The sequence below is a fragment of the Paenibacillus sp. CMM36 genome (genome assembly GCF_053570945.1).
Genome location: NZ_JBSEDY010000019.1, coordinates 24,600 through 47,656, shown reverse-complemented (window position 1 = coordinate 47,656; position 23,057 = coordinate 24,600). Strand labels below are relative to the sequence as shown.

Annotated in this window: 19 protein-coding genes; 3 read left to right on the top strand and 16 right to left on the bottom strand. The window is 39.0% G+C overall.

Annotation, left to right across the window (positions count from 1 at the left end):
• Window positions 1–308: 308 nt before the first annotated feature.
• From ACWA2B_RS24945 to ACWA2B_RS24870, 16 genes are all read right to left on the bottom strand, one after another.
• Window positions 309–3,602, bottom strand: coding sequence for an S-layer homology domain-containing protein (locus ACWA2B_RS24945; protein WP_449292742.1), 3,294 nt, complete (start codon window positions 3,600–3,602; stop codon window positions 309–311).
• Window positions 3,603–3,995: 393 nt separating this feature from the next.
• Window positions 3,996–4,253: an immunity protein Imm33 domain-containing protein gene (locus ACWA2B_RS24940; RefSeq protein WP_449292741.1), complete on the bottom strand. Its 258-nt coding sequence runs from the start codon at window positions 4,251–4,253 to the stop codon at window positions 3,996–3,998.
• On the bottom strand, window positions 4,231–4,410 hold the full coding sequence (locus tag ACWA2B_RS24935) for a hypothetical protein (RefSeq protein WP_449292740.1): 180 nt from the start codon (window positions 4,408–4,410) through the stop codon (window positions 4,231–4,233). Before ACWA2B_RS24935 ends, ACWA2B_RS24940 begins: the two co-directional genes overlap by 23 nt.
• A 164-nt stretch (window positions 4,411–4,574) precedes the next feature.
• Complete coding sequence (locus ACWA2B_RS24930; RefSeq protein WP_449292739.1) at window positions 4,575–4,754, bottom strand: hypothetical protein; 180 nt, start codon at window positions 4,752–4,754, stop codon at window positions 4,575–4,577.
• A complete protein-coding gene (locus tag ACWA2B_RS24925) occupies window positions 4,751–4,939 on the bottom strand; it encodes an HNH/ENDO VII family nuclease (protein ID WP_449292758.1) in 189 nt (62 codons plus the stop codon). Before ACWA2B_RS24925 ends, ACWA2B_RS24930 begins: the two co-directional genes overlap by 4 nt.
• A 232-nt stretch (window positions 4,940–5,171) precedes the next feature.
• Window positions 5,172–5,771, bottom strand: coding sequence for a pentapeptide repeat-containing protein (locus tag ACWA2B_RS24920; protein ID WP_449292738.1), 600 nt, complete (start codon window positions 5,769–5,771; stop codon window positions 5,172–5,174).
• 11 nt (window positions 5,772–5,782) lie between these two features.
• Window positions 5,783–8,884, bottom strand: a complete 3,102-nt coding sequence (locus tag ACWA2B_RS24915; RefSeq protein WP_449292737.1) for a phage baseplate assembly protein V — start codon at window positions 8,882–8,884, stop codon at window positions 5,783–5,785.
• A gap of 11 nt (window positions 8,885–8,895) precedes the next feature.
• Window positions 8,896–9,330, bottom strand: coding sequence for a DUF4280 domain-containing protein (locus ACWA2B_RS24910; RefSeq protein WP_449292736.1), 435 nt, complete (start codon window positions 9,328–9,330; stop codon window positions 8,896–8,898).
• A 27-nt stretch (window positions 9,331–9,357) separates the two neighbouring features.
• Window positions 9,358–10,782 carry a phage baseplate assembly protein V gene (locus ACWA2B_RS24905; protein ID WP_449292735.1) on the bottom strand — a complete coding sequence of 475 codons (1,425 nt, stop codon included), beginning with the start codon at window positions 10,780–10,782 and terminating at the stop codon, window positions 9,358–9,360.
• Window positions 10,779–11,438 (bottom strand): hypothetical protein, encoded by a 660-nt coding sequence (locus tag ACWA2B_RS24900; RefSeq protein ID WP_449292734.1) that lies wholly within the window; start codon window positions 11,436–11,438, stop codon window positions 10,779–10,781. Before ACWA2B_RS24900 ends, ACWA2B_RS24905 begins: the two co-directional genes overlap by 4 nt.
• 22 nt (window positions 11,439–11,460) lie before the next feature.
• A complete protein-coding gene (locus ACWA2B_RS24895; protein WP_449292733.1) occupies window positions 11,461–12,018 on the bottom strand; it encodes a hypothetical protein in 558 nt (185 codons plus the stop codon).
• 15 nt (window positions 12,019–12,033) lie between these two features.
• Window positions 12,034–13,173 (bottom strand): pentapeptide repeat-containing protein, encoded by a 1,140-nt coding sequence (locus tag ACWA2B_RS24890; protein ID WP_449292732.1) that lies wholly within the window; start codon window positions 13,171–13,173, stop codon window positions 12,034–12,036.
• A gap of 593 nt (window positions 13,174–13,766) precedes the next feature.
• Window positions 13,767–15,461: a hypothetical protein gene (locus ACWA2B_RS24885; RefSeq protein ID WP_449292731.1), complete on the bottom strand. Its 1,695-nt coding sequence runs from the start codon at window positions 15,459–15,461 to the stop codon at window positions 13,767–13,769.
• A gap of 30 nt (window positions 15,462–15,491) precedes the next feature.
• Window positions 15,492–16,781 (bottom strand): hypothetical protein, encoded by a 1,290-nt coding sequence (locus tag ACWA2B_RS24880; protein WP_449292730.1) that lies wholly within the window; start codon window positions 16,779–16,781, stop codon window positions 15,492–15,494.
• Between the two features lie 385 nt (window positions 16,782–17,166).
• Window positions 17,167–17,481 (bottom strand): hypothetical protein, encoded by a 315-nt coding sequence (locus ACWA2B_RS24875; RefSeq protein WP_449292729.1) that lies wholly within the window; start codon window positions 17,479–17,481, stop codon window positions 17,167–17,169.
• Window positions 17,482–17,516: 35 nt separating this feature from the next.
• The gene (locus ACWA2B_RS24870) at window positions 17,517–17,657 is read right to left on the bottom strand and encodes a hypothetical protein (RefSeq protein WP_449292728.1); all 141 of its coding nucleotides are present in this window, start codon (window positions 17,655–17,657) and stop codon (window positions 17,517–17,519) included.
• Window positions 17,658–18,317: 660 nt separating this feature from the next.
• Here ACWA2B_RS24870 and ACWA2B_RS24865 point away from each other — a divergent pair.
• Genes ACWA2B_RS24865 through ACWA2B_RS24855 form a run of 3 tightly spaced genes read left to right on the top strand, consistent with a single transcriptional unit; the run spans window position 18,318 to window position 23,056 of the window.
• Window positions 18,318–19,562 carry a hypothetical protein gene (locus ACWA2B_RS24865; RefSeq protein ID WP_449292727.1) on the top strand — a complete coding sequence of 415 codons (1,245 nt, stop codon included), beginning with the start codon at window positions 18,318–18,320 and terminating at the stop codon, window positions 19,560–19,562.
• Complete coding sequence (locus tag ACWA2B_RS24860; protein ID WP_449292726.1) at window positions 19,555–20,223, top strand: hypothetical protein; 669 nt, start codon at window positions 19,555–19,557, stop codon at window positions 20,221–20,223. The genes ACWA2B_RS24865 and ACWA2B_RS24860 overlap by 8 nt, the downstream gene beginning before the upstream one ends.
• On the top strand, window positions 20,204–23,056 hold the full coding sequence (locus tag ACWA2B_RS24855; protein ID WP_449292725.1) for an AAA family ATPase: 2,853 nt from the start codon (window positions 20,204–20,206) through the stop codon (window positions 23,054–23,056). The genes ACWA2B_RS24860 and ACWA2B_RS24855 overlap by 20 nt, the downstream gene beginning before the upstream one ends.
• The last annotated feature ends 1 nt before the right edge of the window (window position 23,057 follow it).

Genomic DNA, 23,057 nt, shown 5'->3' with positions numbered 1-23,057 from the left:
CAAATAAAGTAGAACTATAATCTTAGTAATTTTAGATAATTACTGTTTGTCTGTACCCTACAATTCTCTCTTAAATAAATCCCATCGTCTGTAGTTATAGAATGATCAGAATATCCGACAATCTCCCCCTCATAATCAAGTTCGTCCTCCACATATATCTGAACAGATACATTGGACATAACACAATTTTGTAGTTGTTCATCAGTCGAAATTGATAGTGTCCTTTTATTGGATTTTACCATTACCATAATCATTCCTTTCAATAAATGAGAGAATAGACCTGTCAGTCTATTCTCCTTCAACTTTACTTATTTAAGTGGAAAATGTTCATAAAACTTAGAAATCGAATGTCTCTCCAACATATCACCACTACTTGGGAATGGTTCGAATACTTTCCCCAAACGCAAGCCAACAGCGTATTCCTTAAGAAGACTTAAAAATTCACCCTCCGTTGTATAATTTTCGATTCGGTCGTTATATTCATCACTCAACAATGCTAATGGCGGAACCGGGCTATCTGTAAACGGAGTGAAAATATCCATTCCCCACTTCCTTACAAAATCTGTAGCGTATCCATTAACAAAGAACGGGGCCGCGTTAAAAGTTCTTCCCTTGGCAAATCGGTAATTACTTCCTTCGAATACTTTATATGCATCTCGATCACCATGGATACTTGTTAGGTTTAATGAAGCTAATTCGTAAGACAGAACACTTGCTATAAAACCACCTAATGAATGACCCGTGATATAGATATCTGTATTTGGATTTTCTTCAATTACATTTGCCACGAATCCCTCGGCCTTACTTGTTTGAAAATTATCATTTTTAAAGAATATAGTTAAATCATTAATTCCATCCACAGCAACGTTTTCCCAGCCATTCTCAAGTTCAGTTCCCCTGAATGCAATAATGATTTCATTACCCTTTTTCAAGGCAACAGCTCCAAAACTAAAATCATACCATTTACTGTCATAAGCCTTAACAATCTTCCAGCCTTCCAATTCTTTATCAGGGCGAACACCGCTATCTTTAAATTTATTTATTATGACATCTTCTAATGGTCCACCGAACTCCCTACCTTGTATGAATTCTAAATTCACATAGCTCAAATCGCTAACCATAACATTATGGCGCTCTGTAACATTATAAATTAGAGGCTGAGGATCAACTGTGTCACTCATACCATCTCCATCAGAGTCCTTTTTCGTTGGATCTGAGATCAATGTAAAATAAACAGGGTCTTGGTCATAATTTTTAGAAGCTAGGACTAGCTCTTCTCCATCGGGGATTCCATCCCCATCTGTATCAGCATTATAAGGATCTAATCCGTACAAGTTGCCATCATTATCTGGGTATAATCTATACAGTATTTTTCCATTACTTAGGCGTACACCATTAATTTCAAAATAATCAGGGATTCCATCTTTATCACTGTCCAATGCCAATGAGGCATCAATCGTTTCGTCCGCTACATGGTCATACGCCAAGTCAATTGATTCTGCAGTTGTAGCATGGAAATACGAACCGCCTGTCTCTGATGCAATTCGTTTAAGCATTATCTCATCAATAGAATCGCCTAGACCAATTGTATAAACAGCGATTTTTTCACTCTTTGCTTTTTGTAACGCATCATCAATAAGATCATTATCCTCAGTTCCTTGCCCATCGGTTAACAGAACAATAAACTTATCATGATTGTCTTCTCCATTTTGCTCTAGCTCTATTAATGCAGAATCTAAAGCAGAGTAAATGTTAGTCCCTCCATACCCACTTACCTTATACACAGCATCTTGTACTGACTGCTTGTCAGAGGTCAAAGCAATTCTTTGAACAGAATCATCATCGAATTGATAAATCGCTGCTCTATCATTCTCTTCCAGCTTACTTACAAAATTACTAACTGCTTGCAATCTCATCTTCTTTGGATCATTCCAAGCCATACTTCCAGAAGTGTCAATACTAAACACGACATCAACTTTACGTTCACGCTCCGTTGAAGGGTCTTTTTTAGGTAATCTAATTTCCTTTGCCCAAGCTGCATCCCAGGCCTTACCGTTTAACAAAATATAAGTGCTAAAATGAGGAACAATCGCTGTTACTGAATGGGTACTCGGATCATACGTTTGATTCTCTACTTTTTCCAAGAGCTGCTTCTCTTTATTGTAGTAAAATATTTCCGGACGGAAATCATCTGACTCCAAGCTCGGATTATACTCAAATGTGATAGCGGCAGTAGCAAATTTGACATCTGTCGTGAACTCAAAAGGTGCACCAATATACCCCGGAATATCCTTATCAATAAAGGCGTCCATTCCATACACATTTGTAATTACTGTAGAAGTTGCCTCTTTGGCATCAGAAGTAATTTTTACTGAAGGGGTAACATTGGAGTCACGCTCAAAGGAGGTTATCTCAGTTTTAAATTCAACGGATTCGTCTCCATCCTTAATACCATTACCATTTGTGTCGGGATTAAGAGGGTCCATTTTTAATTTTTCTTCAATAGAATCCTTTAATCCATCGTGATCTGAATCAGCCTCTAGTGGATTTGTACCTTTCTTTAACTCGTAGGCATCATCCCAACCGTCGAAATCAGTATCCTTGTTACCAGGATTAGTTCCAAGTTTCACCTCTTCCGCGTTCGTCAAGCCATCTCCGTCGCTATCCTCATCACCATCATTCACACCATTTCCATCGGTATCAATTTTTAATGGGTTAGTGCCGATTAGGTTTACTTCTTGACCATCAGTTAGACCGTCCCCATCTGTATCTGGTTTGAGTTTATCTGTGCCTATCATTTCTTCTTTATAGTCAGACAAACCATCCTTATCAGAGTCCAGTTTCGTATCAATTTTATTTTTCTTTGATTTTTTATCTGTATCCGTATTACTTGTAGTACTGCCACCCGTTTGAGTACTTTCATTCTGTCTAATATCTGTACTACTTTCTGAATTAATAGGAGGAATCGTTACAGTTTTATTGGAAGCCTCAAATTTAATAGCCTTATCTAGTAAGGTTACCGCCTCTGCGCGTGTTAACTGATTCTTGGGCATCAGCGTCTTATCAGGGTAACCTTGCAGTATGGAGTGTTTTAAGACACCGGAAAAGCTAGTATTAGCCCATTCAGCTACAGTATTTGAATCCTTATATTCTTTCAAAAGATTTAAATCATCTGCTTTCAGGTTCAACTTGTTCGCTAGTATAACTGCAGCTTCTTGACGTGTCAGAGTCTTATTCGGTTGAAACGTGTTGTTGGGATATCCTTTAATAAATCCCTCATCAACAGCCTTCAACACATCTTTGTAATACCAATTGCTTTCCTCCACATCGCTAAACTTGCTTTTCTTTTCCGATACATCATAAGTATTTTGGCCATCAAACCCCTTATGTAGTATGGTTATAAACTCTGCCCTTGTAACTTGACGATCAGGATATACCTTGCCATTTTCGTATCCTTTTAAAATCCCTTTGGCTAGCCACTCGCTCATTAATGAACTTGCCCAGTGATTCTCTAATTCTTTTCCACTGGTTGCAGCCTGTGCAAATCCTGGTTGTGCTAGAATTAGTAGCAAGGAAAAAATCAACATACCTACTTTCTTCATATTCCACTCTCCCCAATTGATCAATAATACCTATTTAACTACACCTCAATTCTACGAAATGAGACAAAAGTAATAATACCATTTACCTAATGAAAAATTTGTCGTTTTATGTCGGTATATTTGTTTTTTTCAAAGAAAGATAATAGATTTAAAATTGAACGAATGCTCCATTCAAAAATCACATAGACAAAACCCAACTGGATCAGCTAAAAAAGCGGCGGTCAAGACAGAATCACTTCTGTTTCAACCGCCGCTTTTATTTGAATCAACATACAGATCAATTATTTATATTATAAATGTGCTTAAAAACTCTTCGTAATTCAACTATTTCCCCGGTTAGCTTGTCCACAAAAAATCTCTGATTATCCTCTACAATTAGTTGTAAATCGCTCCCTACTGGGAATTATAAATCGCAAGAATAGCTGGTTCAAACCCAACAACTGTATTAAAATCGCATACTGTCATATTCTTAGGGTCATTAATAAATTCGTCATTATCTATATCAGAAAAAAATTTCCATCCGTTATCCACTTCATTAACAGATTCTTCTCTAAGTATCCATTTTAAATGACCTTTATTATCCAATATATTTTTTGAGATAATGCACCCACCAGTCCCTTCTATATACTTAGGATTCTTCCCTTTTAACATTTGCCTCCATCCTTTCTAAAATATTTTTTTTATAAGGTAATTTCTTAGCAAAATCGATAGGTGTCAAACCCCAATCATCTTTTATAGTTAATACTAAATCTTTTCGGGAAAACCACAAATCATACAGGGGCTTTAATTCATCATCCGTATACTTCATGTTCAGTATATATTTAAGTGCCGATCTGTTTTTCTTATCTAATACACTTATGTCTGTACCCATCTTTATCAACCGTTCACATAAATGAGTTACCTGAATTATGTCGTTTTTCACTTGGGAGAGCAAAACATGAAGGACACTTTCGTGGTCTCTATTTAAGCATGTCACATCAATACCCTTTCTAATAGAAAATTCGAGATTTTATGTCGAGCATCTAAATTCTTATTACTAACTGCGAAAAAAATTAATGAAACACCATCATAAGTTTTTAACTGATCCCCTTCCTGAAAAGCAGTAATAAACTCCTCGCCACTCTTAAGTTTTGCAATCATATCAATATTCACGCAATTACCCCCTGTTCATATGTATGACTCCTATTATTTAATGTTAGTTCTGGTACGTAGTTTCGAGGATCATTATACCAATCCCTGAATTCTTTAGGTGTTAATTCGCCGTCCAAATATCTCTTGTGCATTTCAGGATACTTCTCACCTGGCACGTGTCCCATATCCCATACTCCTTTTCCTATAGCATTTTTCCGACCAAATATTTCTTCAAGCTATTCATAAAAAATTCCGCTATTGATTGCTTCCTCCTTGTATTTAGACATGCAAAAAAGACTCATTCCTCTTAAACATCAAGTTGGAATAAGCCTTTAATACTTATCAAGTTTTTTAGTGTTTGGTTTGTTGGTTGTATTGTACGATTTACTCCCTACTAATGTAAAGGATCCACTTATCTGAAATTGTTCTTAAATTCTACTAATTACTCAAACTGTTGTTTTGTAACCATTTTCTAGCTTCTTCATCCACTAGAATGTTTGGTTGTTCTAAAGTCCCTATATTAATACTTTTAATATGAGCCTCTTCTATACCTTTGATATTTTTCAATGACACTCCGTTTAATACGGCTTCTTCAAATGTTGCTACACTTACATCCACATTTTCTAATTTTGCATTACTAAAATCAGTGAGGTAGAAAAGTACATTATTCAACTTACAATCTACTAAAGTTGCATTTTTAAATACTGCTTCCCAACAGTCGCTTTTACTAAATCTAGATTTTTTAATGATACAATTAGAAAAATCCGTATATCTAATGTCAGATTTATAAAAATCACAATTCTCTAAATAAGCATTTTTAAATGTTGACGAAGCTAATAATGACGAATGAAAATCGATATTTCCCAATTGTAGATCATCAAAAGTGCAATCTATCAAATATGCTTGTTCAACCAATTTATCAGATAAATCCACTCCTCTTAAATCCACCTCATCTAACTTTAACATTTCACCTTCTTCACCAAGTGTATCAATCCACTTTTTATGGAGTTCAAATTTCTTATTAAGATTTCCTTTCATTTCCCCACCCCTTAAGGATACCATATTATTTTATCTGTTACTCCTGCTTCATCAATTGCTTTCTTCATTTGTTCAATATGTTCAGGCTCCATTTTTCTCGTGTCAATAATCACGTTATTCCCATTACTAAATTCTTTTTGTAGCTTCTTCATACCTTGTTGGATAGTAAAAGCACCCTTTTTGGGATTTGTTATAGGAATTCCATTATCACCACTTGGAAAAGATTCAAAACTTTTAACGTCCCACTTTAAGCCAGAAGATGTATCAATAAATTCTGCACCATTTTCTCTTTGAGGATCACGTATTAACCTTCCTAATTCACCTCTTTCTTCGAGTGCTAATCCAACTTCTCTTTCCCTTATATTTTTAGGTTCTATTTTTCCATTACTTGCTGGATCACGAGCTAGATCATCTAATTCTTTTTGATTTCTTCCTCCAGTATAAGTACCTTTTCCCGTCCCCTCAGAAGAATGATCATCCTTCTTATGCGATCCTCCTGGTGAAGTACCGTCATCTTTAGAATGATTCTTTCCTTTCCTTCCAACAACAAATGCAAATGCTGCTTCTACTAACAGATGGGCAGTTTCTTGTTTGGAGCTGTTTTTTGCTTTTTCATAAACATCATCTGGCTCCGTTATGACTTTAACAATTTTATCTGCTACGTCTTTTTTTCCTTCGAAGTTATCAATCAACATCTGATGGATATCTAGATTAGGGAAATTACGTATTCGCTCCCATGTCGCCTCTGCACTCTCATAGGCAGAGTTTTTGATTTCATTAAACACAATCCGCTCAGTCTCATCCAGGTCTTTCATAAAAGGACTTTCCCTATACGGCCCATACTCTTTTCTATATTCGTCAATCGAATTCAGAAAATCAATTAGATATTTCTTCTGTTCCGTCGTGTACCCTTTCATATCATCCCGATACTTGGAACTCATCAAAGCTCTTTCACTGTATCGAAAATGATTGTCTGTCTGCCACTGATGTTCCATTAATGCGATTATATCTGTGGAGAGATCCTGATTATTATAATAGGCATCCAGCGCATCCTCAAACTGTTGATCCACATTTTTTTGATACCATCGTTCCCGTATATCAGGAGGAATATCGCTATAGGCTTGGACGGAAGCCTGATTGACTCCCTTTACATAGTTGATGAAGTCATGTATGGATTGTACTCCTCCATATCCTCTGGCACTCGTCCACACCTTGCCCAGAAAATCCATCATTGCATGCCGTTCACGCGCCCTCTGTTCCTCCGCGTGCGCATGTAAGGCTTGGGCAACAACCTTGGCGCTCTTCCCCAACACCACTCCCCAGCCATGGGAAGGTACGCTGGCAATCATGGACAATCCGGCTGCCGCATATTTAACTATGGATGACGGTCCGGAAGAAGCGACCTCGGAACGAATTGAAGCCATTTTTTGACTTGCTGCTTTCGGTATGGCTCCCAATACGGGAATCGACGCAGCCACATCACATACTTTCTGAGCTAATCCCAATACGCCATCCAGTAGACTAGCCTTCGGTGAACTGGGAGTGTTTACAGCCGACTTAACGACTCCACCATCTTTCGACGTAACGCTTGAATTGGAGCTTCCTCCTGTACTACTGCTTGCTGCACTTTTCGCCGCCTGCGCCTCTGCATAGGCTTTTACAGACATTAATGGGGGCTCCCAAATCGGTGCTAAATCAGCAACAAAAACCGGTCTTTTAACCGTGCCTTCCAGCTGTACTTTAGCGGACCGTATATCCGTTTCTCCATCCAACACCAAGCTGCTACTGCCCGCTTTGAAATAAATAGCCTCAGCAGCTTGAATATTCAGCTCCCCATCTGCATGCAAAGAGAGCATCTTCCCTGCCGACAATGACAATTCATGCTCACTGACGACCTGAACACCTGATGCATTCAATTGAATGTGAACCTGTTCCGATTTAGCCGTCACCTTCAATTCACTGGCACTCAGCTTGATGTCCTTGCCATGAGGCGTCCCCCAATACTTGGTGGCTGGATCAGCAAGCTTGGGGGACGAGCTTCGCCCTTGTCGTCTGGAACTTGCCCCATATCCATCTGCCTCATGCTCTGTAGGGAAGCGGACAGATACTGTATCTCCTCGTTCCGGCATGACGTACCAACCACTATGTCCTTCGGCGGTATAACTGCTGGCATATGGAAACCACCACGCCTTATCTCGATCTTGTTTTTCATCCACTGTAAGATGAACACGGATTCGGCCTGATTTGGCTTCTAATACACGTCCATCGAGTGAAGCTCCGGTGAGGTTCGAGCACAAAATCTCTGTTTGCTGAATTCCCTGTTCGTGAACCAGTTCATATTCGTGTAACAGCAACCCTTTCCGCAATTCAGAAGTGACTTCTGCCACTATCCATTGCTCACCATTCCAATTCGTGAGGTCTCCGGGCCGGGCAAGCGTTTCACTCTCCATCATATAGCTGAATTCCGCTATCCTATTCGGATCAAAACTACGTCGAGTACGGTAAACCGGATGCTTCATTTCAACGTATTGTCCCTCCGGCATACCCAACCAGAACTTGGGGCCGTTCAATGAAATTTCCGGTATCAGCACAGCTCTAAATCGGGAAGCGATCCGTTTGAGAAAGGCCCAATCCGTCTCCTGATACTGTAAAGTAAAGGCATGCAAGGTAGCACCGTTTGTTGCGTTATCAATAACATCAGCCTGGCTGTACTTCTGTATGATTTGCTTGATCAAATTTCCGTAGGGCATTAAGGTATCCTGATAAGAACGAGTTACAGGTGTGATATCCAACTGAATCGTATGAGATACGGCTTCAAGCTCCACATAATAGATGCCACGCACCATCCGTGTTTCTGCATGGACCAGTAAACCATGGAACAAAATACGTTCAGGTTGACCATTTTCTGTTTTGGTTCGGATAATGACAGACTCGTTATCCTGATCCTGCTCTATGTAGTAATCTCTCTGTTCCTCATCTATCCATCCACTGATCTTTAACCGAGCGTGGTCATTTAGTTTTCGTTCGATATGCAGTTCGTTGATCGTTTGAAGAGGATATGGACCTGTACATTCCAACTCCTTATACGTTAACATCGTTTGTGTATGATCCAACTTGTACCTCCTTACTCCAGCGTCTGGCCATCGTCTGTAATCCGAATCATTCCCCCGTATAGGCACGCGTTCGAGCATTGATCCAGCAAGGCTGGTTCTCCTTCCACAAGCACATCATTTTTGCCGCCGATCCAGGGTCCGGTGATGACCGGAATACAGTTCGCTTTTTTCACCCCGTAGATATCCACCATGTCACTGCTTTTGACCGCTGGATTAGCTGGACAGGAGCAACGACCAAAATTGCTGATATTGCTTCCTAGCAAGTAATCTCCAACGTTCATTTGCGCTTTATCTTTTACATATACTCCGTGACTGAACGGACGTTTGAGACGTGTTGGTTGCGTACCAAAGCTGCAGCTTAAGATCGCTCCAGCAACAACGTATCCTTGTTTACTTCCCCGTCCAGCTTGAATAGGTTCCTTATCGGAATGAGACTTATTTGCCATTCTTCTATTCCCCCTTTCATTCCTTTCTTAGTTCGTCTTCACTTCACTGCCCAGAACATTCGTCATTCCGCTCAGCGATACGGTGCTGCCTTTGCTCGTCATTTGAATTTCATCCCCTGCCGTGATTTTCACTTTGCTGCCGGAATGAATGGAGATATTCCCTCCTGCTGAAAATTGAATCTGTTTATCACTCACAATGCGAATACCGTCTTTCTCATTTAACTGTATATACACAGCCCCCTCCTTACTGGTAATTACAATTTCATCGGGAGTTAATTTGATTTCCTTACCGTGGGCCGTACGAAATAATTTGATGTCGGGATTAGCAAGCGCATGCTGCTCTACACTCTGATTCTTTTGGCGCAAAGATGTACTTGCCATGCCTTCTTCCTCCCGATGCGTAGGAAAATAGAGTAGCACGGTATCTCCCAACTCAGGCATCACGTACCATCCGCTATGTCCTTCCGCAGTATAAGGAGAAACATACGTGAACCAGCGGGCCTTCGCAGGGTCTTGAACGGCATCTATATTCAAGTGTAATTTGATACGATCTCGCTCTACCTGAATGACTTTACCTGGTAAAGACAGACCGATAAGCTGTTCGTTAAAGACTTCTTTGTGCCTCAACCCCTTGTGAGAAGTTAAGGTATACACGTGTTGCATCACACCCTTTTGCATATGAGTGTCTACCTTGTACACGTACAAGCTTTTACCTTTAAAAGTAACGGTGCTGCCCAACTCCAAAACTTGCTCCGCCTCAACCAGGTAATCAATAAAATCATGCTCGTTTACATGGGCTGTATCGTTGCCGTTAAAATAACGATAATCCGCAACTCGTTTACTGACGGTATAATGATAATTCGTTACATCAAGCCCTGACTGGGTTTCCTCGACTCCAAAATAACACTTGGGCACATCAAACACCGAGGCAGGCGTGAGTGAAGTGTGATAACGCGAAGCGATCCGCTTGAGGAACTCCCAATCGGTTTCACGATATTGGACCGCTATGCGACCTAAAGTTGCTCCCCCTGTAGCCGAATCAATAATATCAAAACCGGGATAATCCCCACCTACAGCCCGCAGCAATTCCTCTACCTTCATATTTTTATCTTGAAAGGACCTGTCTTTTTTGCGAATATCCAGTTTATACGTGTGTGATATCGCCTCGACTTCCAGGTAATACACATCTCTGACCACTTTGACTTCCATATGGAGCACCGTTCCGTTAAATAGCGGTGTTGGAGTGCCTGTCTCATCCAATTGTGATACACAAACCGGGGAATCGGCTTCGATCAGTTGAACATAACTGTCCTGTAATTCTTCAGGTAAAATAGCCGTAAAAGAAAGCCGGGTGTGCTCATTCAGTCGCTTAGTCATACGCAATTCCTGAATACTGACCAATTCAAATGGCGTAATTTGCAACCGATCATATGTAATGTTGGTTATTGTCATAAGGGTTTACCTTCCTTTCGCTCAGACTCGATTTTCAACGTTAGCAGCATACTACGGGCAACGGGCTTCCAAGTCACCATTTCTTCATCCGTACAGTTAAACGCACACATCAGCGCCCGTCCTTCCAGCACCGTAAAAAAGGATAAATTGTACATGCGCGCATTCCATACAGGCGTCATAAATTCGCAGTATCCTATTCGATTCTCTCCTACCTCCAACACTTCATGACCAAACCATTCGGTCAATTTCTGGGTTTGTTTTACCACCTGAGCCATCTCATCCGTAAAGTTCTCCAACTCTTCTGTTTGCAAATGACTTTCGGTATGCTTGAAGGTTAGGTTAATCGTGCCTGCCTCATTGGTGAAAATAAAATCTGGGCGATGGTGAGAAGGATATTTTAATCGTTGCTCATCCATTGGCATATCCCGAAAGCTCTTTGGCATTGTTATACTGATGCGTTCATCTAGCAAAAGCCGCTGAGCAAAAACCAGTCTTTCCCCGCCAATTTGCATAAGTGTTTGTAGCAGCTGTCCAAACGGCTCCTTCTCGTGTGCGTGACTTAAAGCTTCATCCTCAGTTAAGGATGGATTATTCTCGGCATTTTCTGCTGTTACTGTGTGTAGCATCGAGATAATTTTATGATCCAGATGTTCCATACATCATCCACTCCCCTCTTTATTACTGCATGACGACTTCCTGAAAGGTGATGCCACTTGTCCCTCTCCGCAGCAGACTTTCCGCCAATGCCAGATTGACCAACGTACAGGTTTCACGCAACCCTTGGACTTGCAATAGGGATTTCCCCTCGGTACGTTTTCGATCTACGACCAGCTCCATCAATGTTCCTCCGGGACGAAATCGGCTTTGCTCACCCAAACAATCCACTAAAGGGGGGTGAATCATCCAATACAACTTTTGCTGCGAACGTTCCATATCCCGAAGCAAAGCCATACGGCTGAACAAGCTCGGAACGTAGACCTGTAACAATTCATGCACAGCATCAGATACCATCATCCTGGAACCCATCAGAATATCAGGGTAAACCGTATAATCGTGACCATTAACCTTAAACTGTGCAGCATAAGACGGGGGCCAATTCGTCCAGTCATTTAGGTCCATCGTCTCTGCATTTGCCTCTTCGTCCCATACGGGAACAGCAGCATACAACATCCGATCATCCTGCTGACAAAGGAAATACTCCACTATGCCACGCCCCTTCCATTCCGTTTGTCCCACATTGTGTTATCCAAATTAAGTTAGACTCTGAACGGCTGGATGCATACCTAAACTAAACCTGCTTCCATCCAGCACCGCTTCTTTGAAGCAAGCTCCCTCAAACGCTGCCCCCATAAAGTCAGCCCCCTGCAATACGGCCCCAGTGAAATCTGCATCCTGTAAGTAAGCGCCCTGAAATTGGGCTCCTGTAAGATCCGCTCCTGCAAAACTTACGGGTTGAAAACCGGGTCTTTCCCATCGTTCAGACTGGTAAATTCCAGGTACAGCTATTGCATTCCGGAAAGATGCCCCTCTTAAGTTGGCTTGTTCAAAACAGGCTTCCTGAATCAAACAACTGCTAAAATCAGCTTCTATTAAACATGCTTTATTCCAACCGGAACCAATCAAGTTCCCTCCAGTAAAAATACTATTGTTAAAGGAACTTTTACTCAAATCGGCATATTGCAGACGTATTCCCTCATAATCTCCTTGAGACCCGTCAATCCCCCGAAAAACTTCATGTATGTAGTCATATGGTTTCTTTTCCTCAAGCCAATCTTTCATCATACTAGAATCTTTGATACGCACATCCCGTTTAAAAACGACTTCGCTTCGATCCAAATACTCTCCGACTCTCAGCTCGAACACATCTTCCAGCTGTATTTCATGAGCAAACTGTATTGCATCCAGCCATTCCTCTGTGATACCAAAACGCGCCAAAGCAATGATATATTGATGAATATGCGTTGCTGCGTGTAATTTCATTCTTTCTATATCATCTAATCCGATTCTTCCACCATATTTCTTAGCGTGCTTGCTTAATTCCGTCTCCCACTCGTCCAAATAGCGAAAGGCCCATTCTGCATCATAAGCATCCTGGCAAGGATGACGATCCATAAACCACGTCTTGTCCATGGCCTCCACTAAATAGGTCGCTCTTCCGTTTGCTAATTCGGTACGAAGCATAGAGTAAGATATATATCCCAAGGCCTGTTTATTACCTTCTTGTTGCATCAAACTAACTTTCTCAAATATCTGCTCCAGTGAATTACGAAATATCTTGGCCAAAGCATGCTTACGATTTTGAAAAAAGGCTTCCAACGTGAATAACATTTGGTGCTTTAACGGTTCGTAGACCTCATTTGCAAAATGTTGAAGTATTTCCTCACGATTCACGCTCCATCTCCTTTCTTGCAATCGAAATTACAATGCCGTGCAAAAGATATCCAATATCCTAAAATCTGAATTTTATATAAATGATATGTGAAATCATAGTTTCAAGGGTATATTTAACAATAAATCATCCTTATGTATGTATCGGATAGAATAGTGATTTTGTTTACAGAAAGAACCATAATACGTGTTATTTACAATGTAAACAATAAAGACATTGCTATACAACTAATCTATCAAATTGTATAGCTTAGGAGAGTGAGTACATATAATTAATTTGTCCCTCCATCTTTCCTCGTTTCATATGATGTTTACAAATCATAGTGAACCTTTAAGACTTAATAATCTCATTTCTATGCTCTGCTCAATAAAAAGTAAAAACCCGCTCAGAGAGCGGGATGAGCAGGTAGAAACAACGGGAGTCAAACCTCTTCCAGAGTCAAAGAAACATAGGATTCTGCGGGTGTAATGACAGGCTTGATATACCCCTTTCCCTGTCACTGAATTAACTTCGGGTCGTCGGCTAGCCGCATACTAGGAACCACTATAGGTTGAGCTCTTATTCTGGAACATAGACGTGTAGAGCGAGAGCATGTTCACTGAATATTGCCGAACATTTCTTCTGTCCATTCTCTGATGTTCTTCTTTATATAGCTAGGAATGCTAAATTTCTCTTGTGTATAAGCTAAAAAGTCATTAAAAGAAAGAAACTTATACTTTTCTGAACTGGCTTTGCGTAGCAAGAGGTTTGGCAAATTCTTTCCTTTTTCAAGCAAGCCTACAAGGACTTCATACTCATCTATACTTAGCAAGTTCCAAGTTCTCACAGGCAATTCATCGTAAAATCCCTTTTCGCGAATTAAATCATCCATCTCTCTATAGATTTCACTCAAACCGACTAAAGAACCCTGACTAACTATGATACAATGAATACGATTGTATTTTGCTATATCGATTCTGCACTCTTTAAGCAAACTAAATTTCTTAAGATGTTTATAAATTTTCTCTGCTGGTGTTATAAAAATACCAGTTAAATCTTTTTTATACCCCTCTATATTTCCTCTAACTAAAGTATCATTCATTTGGAAACGCTTTGCTTTAAAATCAATCACAATCAAGTCTTTTCCATAACTCAAAAAAAGATCTGGAGATTTTTGACCAGGCAGATATTCAAATTCTGGGATCACCTTTCCGCGAATCTTCTCTTCAATAGAAAGAATTAATTCAGTACAATATGTTTCAAACAATCTACCAAAGAATACTCTGAACTTGTTTTTTATCGAATCGTCTATATGATCTAATATCATCCAAAATAGACCATCCCAGACTTTATCAATCAAGAGCTTTCTATCTAACGGATAAAATACATCTTTGGTACGAATAATAGGCTTATTTCGAAAAAAAGAAAAATCCCAACGTTTATTCAGACTATTTTGATGACTTTGACGAAAGTCTTCAATTCGCCCAGAAATCAGGCCGAATAGCTTTTCAGTTTCTTCAACATCATACTCTATACTTTTCATATAATGATCAATATGAGAAAACAACTTATTAGTCCACGCTAACTCATCAGCAGTACTATTAAGATCATAAGTTGCTACCAGCGCTGTAAGAAATTTTAAAAATGAATTCAATTCTAATCCAGTAGCTTCCATAAACAATTTAGATATATCCAAAAATTCTCCTGTAGGGAATTTCTCCTTTTGCTTGGATAATTTCAAATAACACTCTACACTTCTCTGAATGATACTTAATCCATTAGCCCACCTGTTGAAAACACCATTCTGAACACTTTCCATTAAAATGAAATCTCTGGATGCTTCCCCCTCATAATAGTCTGTTAAAATACAAGCCAAAAAGATAACTCTGACAAAAGGCAGAGGATCTCCAAGGACTGGGGCAGCACTTAACGTATTATCGTCCCCATAAACCAATAAAAACTTAGCAACATTTAAAAGCATTTGCGGACTGTTTAATACAGTTTCTGCGTCTACTGAGTGTTCTAATACCTTTACAATAAAGTTCACTGTTGGACCATAGTTGATATGCTTTGCTTTATCAAAAATTTGATTCAAGACAATATTGCTATTACCGTTAGTCGCATAGTGGATAGCGATTAGCTTTGCAATTGTTGGTAGAAGCTCTCCAATATTCGTCTGTGAAAACTCCCCAAGTATTTCTTCCATACTTAGTGACTGTCCAAACAATTCTTTATAGCTAATAGTTGATTTAAGTGCTACACCTGTTGGAGGAATATTATTCTTTATAGATTTCCTTATAATAATTTTCACCGCCTACCCAGATTACTAAGTCTCTATTACTTAAAATGCCGATTGGTAATTCCACTTGTCAATTTTCCATACTGATCCAGGCTTTCCTCTTCTAACAAATTTGTTTTCTTCGTCAACGTTTATCAAACTATAAGCATATTTGTGTTCTGAGATAACACTATCTTTTTCAATTTGCATACCTACTTCAATTAAAGTGACTGCAGAGGCGGTGTCATCGATACTTAAGAACTTGAAATCTATTAGGAAACTGTCCGCGAGCTTTTCTTTTACTTTTTTTGGCCTTTGCTTTTCTTCAACTTTTACCAGTTGAATAAGTTTAGACATATAACCATAATTTTTCTTTTTCCACAGTTCCATAAATTGGATCAAAACGAATTCTGGAGTACCTTCTTCGATAATAAAGCTATCATCAAAAATTATTTTGCGTGGTTTCCACTTTAGTAATTCATCACGTTCCTCCATCGTTTCAGAATATTCAGAAAACATTTCTCTTAAACTTTTTTTAGGTTCTTCAGCTGGTGGTTTATCTATACCATTTTCAACCTTCAAAGCCCAATCTCTAAGAGAAAATAAGGTCGCCCAAGTTTTGGCAGCTACTAACTTGTTATCGTATCCCAGGTCTGTTCCGTGCAAAATACCGTTCCGATATGGCAAGCTCAGCGATTCGGTAGTTGTTGTACGTCTTCCCTTACGGAATATACTTGCAAGTTGTCCAAGACCTTTACTGTGTGCAGCAAGTGAATTCCATGCTTCAAACTCAATATTCTCAGCAAAAAAACCTTTCTTTGCTTGATGAACATCGTTTACTAGTCCGTCTAAAAGTGCAAGTACAACCGGAATACAGGCATGATATCTTTCTTCTTCATAATCAATTAAAGCTTTATAAGCCAGTCTTAATCTTGGGCGAAACGACTTGATTGCTTGCATCATCGATAAGTGGAGTTTAGTATTTTCTGCATCATAATAATCTACAAGTTCTTGCTCTGCGCCTTTAATATCTCCAGATTCCGCTCTCTTTAAGGCTTTTTCTGCTACGGTAATACTCATCATGTCATACAATATCCAACCATGTTCAGCGAACATGTCATTGAACCGATCGGGTATAGTTGCGAGATCATTGATATTAACAAATCTATCTTCCAATTCTTGAAGTGACTGTTTTATTTGCTCAGTATCTACTCCAAAAACTTTGAGGAACGGAGAAAGTACCGGCATAGCTCTTTTAACGTTTTTTAAAGTACTAGCTTGGAGTTCTACTTCTTTAATGATCGGTAAATCACGAAGTTTAGGCTTCTCGTTGTTACTGTTAGATTCCGACATCTTGAATACCCTCCTTGGCTTAAAAAATATCTCGCCAACCATTCGTTTTTAAATATATTTTTTCCACTTCAACTTTAATTAAGCGAAGAATGCCGTCTCTTTGCATGGGTTTATTACTACCATCACGTCTTATATAGTAGTTATCCTTGTTATTCCTGTATATAGATAGCCATCGGCTTATCGTTTGCTTCTTTAACTCTAACTTATAAAATCGTTATTTCTTTTTATGGACTTTTCTTATAAATGTGATTATAGTATTTTGGTTCTGCACAGAACATAGTGCTTGAAAAAACATGAAAATATGCTGGAGAAATACAAAAACATCTGAATATTCCGTAAGATGGTTGTGCGACCAATCCAGCTTTGAGGAATTACAGATGCACAATCAGTATTTGACTTGCCAGAGATAAAAATAGAAAAAGCCTTGGAAATGGGCGAGCAGACCCTTCATATTGGCGCCACTCCACTTGCTCATAAGCAAGCTTGTCCCCTTAGCCGATCCCTTGATTTTGTGATTCGGAAAGGGAGCAATCAGCGCTTCCCCTTCGTTATAGTCAGACGTTTGGTAAAACCGTTTATGTGCGGGTCTCTGCGATCCGATTGTTTTTGTAAGTAGTGTGAGTGTGGGTTCGTCTGGCAATATACTTTTGTCGATTCGGGAAAACGCTACAGCCGCGCCTTTGAAAAGCAAGCGATTCATACGGTAAACACAGCTACGGTAAACACAGCGCCGATCTACATGCCATGCCCGCCAGTACCCTCCAAACGAAGCACCAGCACTGGTTGGCGTCGGCAATCGAACGCCTTCAGGAACGCGTGTGGCAAGACGCTGATTGTACTTCCAAGCTCGTTACTTGGTGTCGACGATTTAGCCATCCAAAAAGGATAACTTGAGGGGCGAAACGTTACTGGATATCCTTCCTGGCTGGAAACTGGAGGAACTTCGAGCCTATGCAAAGAATATATCCGTATGCAAACTCTGACAATGTGGCATTAGCATCGTCCTTTCAAAAATATTTGCGGATTTATTTTCAGATGAATAGGACCAAATCCAATGGTAAATATATAGTTGTAATTTAGAAAGCTTCCTCATTCATTTTTTATACTCCTTAATTATTTCTCCAAGCTTAACTCTTCTTAATATATAGAATATAGACTATAAAAAACATACCAATAGAACCATTATTTATTTTAAGATTAATCCGATATATGGTAAAAGTCAATCGAAAAAGTAAAAACATATGTTCCTGAACTTCCTATATAATGTGTTTATATATAATCAGCATACTGTATATAGTATACAATTTGAAATAAGTCTAATTCTTTTTTGGTAATACTTGTCCATTCCTTAATTACATACCGTATCTCTTCTGAAGCTGTTATCTCCCTTGAAAAGCCACTTTTAACATAGAAAACTCACATCAAAATACAAATATAGCTCTTAAGAAATCTAAATATAAAAATATGAACTTGCATCTCTACTTAGAAGTATATTCTCTTACATTTAGGTGATACTGCTTAATAGAGGTGATAGATATGGAAGAGCACATATCGGAGCATAATTTGCCCGAGCTTGGTTACGCAGAAGGGTTCAATTATCTATATGAACTGCTTAGCCATTTAACAAGCTCCAGGCAATGGTTCGCTCACAAGATATCTACTATGCTTCGATTATCAAGAGAGACACAACAAAGTCATTTTACTCGAACAGATATCGGAATTATGTTACCCCAATACACCGCTAAAGAAATGGATATAATCCTAAACAGCCTTATGGAAGGTTCTTGGCTTGTACGCCAAGAAGGTACTCTTCAATACTCACTTTCCAAAAGTGGATTATTATTCTTAAGGTTTCTCCCTTTTCTATATCGTGGAGATGAAATGGATGAGATGGATTTTCAGCTTGCAGTAACAGAGATTTTAAACGTGGCCGGCATTATGGGTTTGGATTTGCCCTCACTAGAATTACTTCGAGATCAAATTTTGTATTCTGTGCAACGCAGTATCACTGAGCTCTCCGCTGCTCTTATTTCAAAAAATGAAGAACGTATACGTAAGCTTATTTATAAAATAAGCGGATTTATTGGAAATATTGACGACTTGATTGAACGTATACGCGAAATCAATCATTATAAATTATCAAAAGGAATCGAACTCACAGAATCTGATAGATACGGAATTGAAATGCTCTGTAGTTTTAACACACACGTTATGAGTTTGTACAATGAACTCAGTCCTTATTATCTAAAACATCAGCTTCTAGCTACGGCTCTGTTTACCAAGAATGATATTGATCGTTTACTTACAAACACATCCTTCTACCAATTGGCAGCTTGGATCAGTAAAGGGATTTATGCTCCTTCTTGTTCCTCATGGTTGGATGAATATGATTTAGCCTTCGCTTTAGACTTATTTTTGCAAAAAAGGATACGCCGTCACAAAAAGAAAATAGGTCCTAAAGTAGTCAGTCAAGAAGAAGCTTTTGATACCCTTTTTGAAGGACCTACCTATTCGGAAAAATTAAAATTTTCCCTTTCTGAGAAGTTTAAAACGACTCAAAATATTACAATAGAACATTTTTTAAAACCATATTCCAATAAAGTTGATGGCCTGATGTTGTTGGCAGCACTTTGTGCTATAGAAAATCAAACATATTTTTGGAATGATTCACCATATAAAGGATATACACTTGATGTGAAAGAAGATGGACTTTTTCTTCATGAGCATCCTTTCTATCAACTTTCGAATGGTTTAATTGAAAGGAGAGAGCCGCATGTTTAAGTTAGATAATTATCAAGATTTTAGCCCAACTGAAGTCTGTGCCATGCTTACTATCAAGGCTTGTCCGAAAAGCATGTTTCCTCGTTTGGAGTTTGATGATAACTTTCGTAAGGATGTTGAAGGTCGTCTAGAGCAGGTTGGATACGAATTAGTTGATGATCGCCTTTCACATCATTTTGATGCCCGTTTAAAACAAACTGTTAGGCTTTCAGAACCTTTTACAGAGGGAGCTTTTTTGCCAGGAGATGGCCTTTCAGTCATTTGCAAAGCGCTGCTTGTTATTTTATGGTGCAATCTCATTTTACCTAAATATGATACTGACTTAAAAAGGCAACTCAACGAAGAGCCACACTTAACCGAAGAACAACTTTTTGAAAATTTCAAGTCCCAGTTGGGCTCCATGCAAAATCTTAGAAAGAACCTAACCTTTCTCAAACAACAAGGCTTTATTCAAGGTATCCGCGGGAAATCTTCTATTATTGCAGGACCACGTTTATCAACAGCCATCGATAACTCACGGCTCTATGAACATATTCGTAAAAATGTTAATGAGTTACTGATTGAAGAAACTAAATATGTACATGAGAAAACTTCAGACCAGATCCTACAGGCTAAAACTAAAGGAAAAGAGGCGGATAATCGTGAGCAAATTCTCGGATAGAAAGTATCTACCCATTCGGTTTTTGAATCTCGAAACGGAAGGGTTTTCCTTTTTCCCCCGTCAAGAAATTCCTTTACATTCAAAAATCAATGGAATTATTGGAGTCAATGGTGCTGGTAAAACTACCCTACTAAATATGATGAGGGTGCTTATTGGATCAAAGAAATTTGATAACAATCAGTCCCTTCAAACTTTTTTTGAACGTGATGAGATTGATGAGATTTATATCGTGGGTCGTTTTGATAACAAAGTTAATCCTTCCTATGGGCGACGTCCTTTTGAAGCCATTGGTAAAAGGCAAGATATCGTGTCTGTTATTTGTCGTATAAAACGTGACACCAGTAGACGTGAATATTGTGTCTATGATGGAAATTTCGATCTTGAGCATGACCTTCAAACATATATTCGATGGATTAAAGTGGAACAATACGCTAAACAAATGCAGGAGGTGGGTCTGACAAGATCCCTAATTAATGCATGTAGCCTTAGCCAAGGAAATACAGAGCAGATTATGGATTTAACTGAAGAAGAATTGGCGGACTACATTTTACAAATCTGTGGTGAGCAAGAAAGAATCGATCAGTTTAATCAGATCAAAATTGACCTCAAAGCACAAAAAGAGCAGTATTTTCATATCGAAATGCAGAAACAACGAGAAGAAAGTACATTAAGAGAGATCGAAAACAATCTAAATATCTGTAAAAAGATCGTTGATCAACAAGAGCAATTGACAAGGCTTCACTTCGAACTACCTATTTCCCAGTATGCAAATGTAAAAAATGAGCAAGCACAAAACGAAAGCGAATTAAGGAAACTCATTCAAGATCAGCAACGTTTAAAAGATTCCATTCAGTCTCATGAGGAGTCCCTAGAGGATACAGGGATTAAATTGTCTGAATCACAGGAGACAACGTCACACTTAAGCGAAACGATAAGAGAACTCAACGTAAAAAGCTCAGCTGCTGCAGTTGATTTGCATAACCATCAACGTATAGTTTCAGAGTTAAATACTTTTATGGACACCTATCGCTCTATCCCTCTACAAGATCTAGTAAAACTAACTGAAGATAAACTTCATTTAGAAGAAGATCATAAAGGAAAATTAACTGCTACAGCTACCCTTCGAAGTAATTCACGTGCCTTGGAAAATAAGATTACTCGTATGGAAACAACACATAAAAACGATTTTCCAACTGCAGTTATCCAAATGCGGCAATGGCTAGAATCACAAAACATTAAATATTTGCTGATAGCCGATTGTATTGAAATTCAAGATGAGTTTTGGCGAGAAGCTTTTGAGGCCATGCTTGGATCGGAACGGTTTACCATAGTTGTCGATCCTAAAGATATGGTTTACGTAATGAAAACTGCCCAAGAAAACCGATATCCGTTCTGGGTATCTCCTTTTAAGCCGGCTAAGTTGAAACTTGAGAAGCATGCCATATTAAATAAAGTCACTCTTACAGATGATCGAGTTGCAGGTTATTTGCAAAGATTTGATAAAGTTATGGTTGCGACTCATATGGAAGAGGCATGGTCATGGATAAATAAAGGCTACAGCGCTCTCCTCAACCATCCCTCTCCTTACTATGTAGTTGCTAACCGAGGGGGGCGCTCAATACGTTCGAAAGAATTATGTTGCGGACGACATGCGTATGAAGCTCAGCTTCGAGAATACAAAAGGCAGTACGAAAAGTTAAAGCCCTTACTTTTAATGGCTGAAAATGAGGAAGACAATGCATTCGAAAAGCTTAGCGAGGTAACGGAACAGATTCGTATTCAACAGCAAAGGCTTTTGTTACCCAGAAAAGAAGAAGAGTTAGTTCTTGCTAATAGGACTCTTCAAACTTTACAGGATGCTCTGAACAAAGTAGACACCTTGATTGGTCAATGTTCTGAGCAACTTCTCAAGGAGATACGACACCAAAACGAACTGAGTAGTTACAGCGGTATACTCAAAACAAAGTTACATGCTAATCGAACTCAGTTAGAGGAAAAAAATACTGTTCTAGAAGATAAAAAATCAAAACGAAGTACTTTAGACTCTCAGATTCAGGATATAAAAAAGCTATTTAACGACGAACAAAAGTTGGTTGTAGCGGATACAGAGAGGATGAAATTAATCCTAAGCCCAGACCAATACGAGGAAAATATAAAATCAAAAAAATCCCAAATAGAATTCTTGCGCAATAACTTAACGGGAGGGAACTTTCGACCTGGAGAAGAGAAAGCAACTATTCGATTAGAAAAATCTCATGAAAAACACCGTATACTTCTCGATCAGCATCTTGAAGAGATTAAAAAGATCAAGCATGATTTGGAGAAACTCGAGGAAAAAAGAGTTGAAGCCAAAAAAGAGTATCAGATTATGGTTGATGAGGTTTTCCAAAAAGTACGAAAAGCGCTAGAAGAAATGTCGAAACACGGCGACTTTGATGCCTCACTTAGAGCTGTCTACCTTGATGATGAGCGTTGGAAAGTTGATTACCGGTTAGGATTTAATGGGAAGCCCATAAAAAGCTACCGTGACAAAAGCTCCTTAAGCGGAGGACAAAAGGTGATAGCCTCATTACTTCTAACTTTTGCCGCTATTAAGGCAGATGGCGTACTTAGTTTCATGATTCTAGATGAACCTTTTGCCCATCTGGATGAGGAGCGCATTGGATTAGCTGGTCAATTCTTGAGTCAGTCCGATGCACAGATCATTATTGGTATGCCTTATTCTGAGAATATCAAGCTCATGATGCCCTGGGTAAACATGTTGCTTAATTTCCGGCCGAAAGCAAGAGGCGAAAATGTAGCGCCTCCAATTACCTACGGCGAGTATCGCTAGG